The 2,558-nt window shown below is 59.0% G+C and carries 3 protein-coding genes; all 3 read right to left on the reverse strand.

All coding sequences use genetic code 11. The features are described 5' to 3' along the window. On the reverse strand, positions 1–701 hold a 701-nt coding region (locus AAC035_RS20485; RefSeq protein WP_339806962.1), incomplete at its 3' end, for a 5-oxoprolinase subunit PxpA. After that, positions 698–1,807 carry a ferrochelatase gene (gene hemH, locus AAC035_RS20490; RefSeq protein ID WP_339806963.1) on the reverse strand — a complete coding sequence of 370 codons (1,110 nt, stop codon included), beginning with the start codon at positions 1,805–1,807 and terminating at the stop codon, positions 698–700. The genes hemH and AAC035_RS20485, both read right to left, overlap by 4 nt. An 86-nt stretch (positions 1,808–1,893) precedes the next feature. Beyond that, on the reverse strand, positions 1,894–2,331 hold the full coding sequence (locus tag AAC035_RS20495) for a TIGR01244 family sulfur transferase (RefSeq protein WP_339806965.1): 438 nt from the start codon (positions 2,329–2,331) through the stop codon (positions 1,894–1,896). Between the last annotated feature and the right edge of the window lie 227 nt (positions 2,332–2,558).

The following is a 2,558-nucleotide window of genomic DNA, read 5'->3' on the forward strand; positions in this document are numbered from 1 at the left end:
ACGGCGGCAAGGGCTACGTCGTTGTCACCGTGGACACAGAGGCTGTCTGCCTGAAGGGGCAGCCACTGCCCCGAGATGCTGTGAACGCCGCCTTTGTGGGCGAACGACAGCGCCTGCTCCAGTACCGCCTGGTGATCGTGAAGCACGGCACCGGGAACACTGCGGGCGACCAGCTGGCCGTCATCGTCATAGGCGCGATCGGCGAAGGCTTCGAACAGCAGGGGAACGCCGACCTTATCGGCCAGTTCCTTGTGGCGCTCTGATTGCCGGGTTGCCGGAATCATCAGCGGGAGGTCTGGCCGGAATCCGGCCATGGCTTCCATCACCGCCAGCAGCAGCCCGGTGTCCTTCATCATGTCATTGTTCAGGGCACCATGGGGTTTGACGTAACTGACCTGGCCTCCAACCGCACGGCAGATGCCATCAAGGGCACCAACCTGATACCACAGCAGTGCTTTGATCTGCGCCGGGGTGTGATGGATGGAGCGCCGTCCGAATCCGGCCAGATCCTGATACGCCGGGTGTGCGCCAATGGCAACCTTGTGCGCGAGGGCCAACTGCACGGTTTCAGTCATGATCAGCGGATCCGACGCGTGAAAGCCGCAGGCCACATTGGCCATATCCACCAACGGGATGATGCGGGCATCCTGACCCATGGTCCAGGCGCCAAAGCTTTCGCCAAGGTCGCAGTTCAGCTTCATGATCCGCTCAGGGAGTCCATGTATTCGCGGGTTTTTTCGGCCCGCTCGAAACGGACGGCCAGTTCCCGGGAGTCGTTGACCGGAACATCCCAGCCCTGAAGGTTTTTCTCCAGCAGGCTGACCAGCGCTTCGATATGGCCCTCAGTGGCATTCAGGGCGGGAATGTAACTGAAGCCCGTGCCACCGGCTTCCATAAAGTAGTCGCGGTTTTCTTCGTCGATTTCCTCGATGGTTTCCAGGCAGTCCGAGGAGAAGCCGGGGCAGAACACATCGATGGAGCTGATCCCCTGGCCCGGCAGGGATTTCAGGGTTTCATCAGTATAGGGACGCAGCCACTCCTCACGCCCGAACCTGGACTGGAAGGTGGTCATGTACTCCGTTGAATCGAGGCCAAGACGTTCTGCGAGCAGGCGCGATGTCTTGTGGCATTCGCAATGATACGGGTCACCACGCAACAGATATTTTTTCGGTACGCCGTGGTACGAAAACATCAGTTTCTGATTGCGGCCATTGGCTTCCCAATGGGCCTCGATGTGCCTGGCCATGGCCTCGATATACGGTGGGTAGTCATGATAGTGGCTGATGAAACGAACATCAGGAAGCCAGCGGCGACGGGCTAAATCACTGGACAGGGCGTCGAAGGTAGAGCCACTTGTGGATGCTGAATACTGGGGATACAGCGGCAGAACCAGCAACTGGCGAACGCCCCGTGACTGCATCTCGTCGAGAACACTGCTGATGGACGGGTTACCATAACGCATGGCGAAACCCACCACCAGATTGTCACCGTATCTGGCCTGCAGGGATGCCCGGATTGCCTCGCACTGGTTGGCGGTATGAATCAGCAAGGGCGACCCTTCTGGCTGCCACACCTTACGGTAGGCGGCTGCAGAGCGGGAGGGACGTATTCTCAGAATGACACCGTGCAGAATCAGCCACCAGATGGGTCGCGGCACTTCCACCACCCTGGGATCTGCCAGGAATTCTCCCAGATAGCGTCTCAGAGCGGCGGTGGTGGGCGCATCGGGGGTGCCCAGGTTGGTGACCAGAATACCCAGCCGTGCCGGCTGGTCGTGACTGAAGCTCTCTTCACCCTTGAATTGCATGTGATTTATTAACCCTTGTGTGGACCTTGTGGCCAACGGAAATGAAGAAGTCTGTACGACCGGCGCTACCGCCGGGATCAGCCTGATCAGGAATTTCCGTGTTGACGGGCCTGTTGCTGCAGCCGGGGCAGTAGTCCCCGCAAATCGTAGCCGGCTTGACCGGCACGGGCCAGAATCGGCTCAATGGGCATGGTGCGGGCGCTGCTCAGGGCCCAGAGCACGCTGCAACGGGTCCCGGAGCGGCAGAACGCAAGGATTGGTTTGTCGGCCTGGGCCAGCATCGGTGCAAAGGCGTCAACGTCGCTGTCGGTAATATTGCCGGATTCAACGGGCAGATAGATCCAGGCCATACCGTTGGCTTTGGCCGCAGCTTCGAGGTCTGCCATGGCGGGCTGACCGGGTTCTTCCTGGTCGGGCCGGTTGGCAACCAGCGTGCGGAATCCCAGCCTGCCGGCTTCGGTAACATCATCAACCGTGATTTGCGGTGCAACAGAAATGTGATCGTCGATCTTGCGGATGTCCATGGTCTGCCTTCTGTCAGAGTAATAAAAAGAGCATCTACAGGTTCCGGATTTCCTGATCTTAATCCCCGGAAATCAATGGACTCTATAATGACACAGGCCGGGACAGATTTCCCTTCCGCCCGGCCTGCTTTCCGATTTGGTAACACCGCCCGGGGCGGTGCCTGATATCAACTGGTCGCGCGGGATTTCTCGATCACGTTGAAGATAACCATGCCGGCTACCATCGA

The sequence above is a fragment of the uncultured Marinobacter sp. genome, from assembly GCF_963974375.1.
In the GTDB taxonomy this organism is placed as follows: Bacteria; Pseudomonadota; Gammaproteobacteria; order Pseudomonadales; family Oleiphilaceae; genus Marinobacter.

Bases quoted from the DNA above. Each gene is read 5' to 3' on its own strand.
- hemH (WP_339806963.1), bottom strand. From the start codon at position 1,807: ATGCAATTCAAGGGTGAAGAGAGCTTCAGTCACGACCAGCCGGCACGG.
- AAC035_RS20495 (WP_339806965.1), bottom strand. From the start codon at position 2,331: ATGGACATCCGCAAGATCGACGATCACATTTCTGTTGCACCGCAAATC.